Origin of the sequence: Paraburkholderia sp. J41 (assembly GCF_905220235.1) — a bacterium.
Classification (GTDB): Bacteria; Pseudomonadota; Gammaproteobacteria; order Burkholderiales; family Burkholderiaceae; genus Paraburkholderia.
In genome coordinates this window covers 1-244 of sequence record NZ_CAJMZE010000121.1, presented here as the reverse complement: position 1 = coordinate 244, position 244 = coordinate 1, and the positions used below count along the sequence as shown (strand labels likewise).

General features: G+C 61.9%; 1 pseudogene. It reads left to right on the top strand.

Going from position 1 to position 244, the window contains the following annotated elements:
- A pseudogene (locus U5805_RS31705) lies at positions 1–244 on the top strand (adhesin); the annotation flags it as partial.

The following is a 244-nucleotide window of genomic DNA, read 5'->3' as shown; positions in this document are numbered from 1 at the left end:
CAACGTGTCGAACCTCGCGGGCAGCGTGACGAGCATCAACAGCCAGATCACCAATATCAACGGCAAGATGGCTGACGCGGTGGTGTACGACTCGTCGGCGCATACGTCGGTGACGTTGGGTGGCTCGGGTGCAAGCGCAGTGGCGTTGCACAACGTGGCTAACGGCCTCGTGAACGTATCGAGCCTCGATGCGGTCAACGGTTCGCAGCTGTACAACACGGCGGCCTCGACGGCCAACGCGATC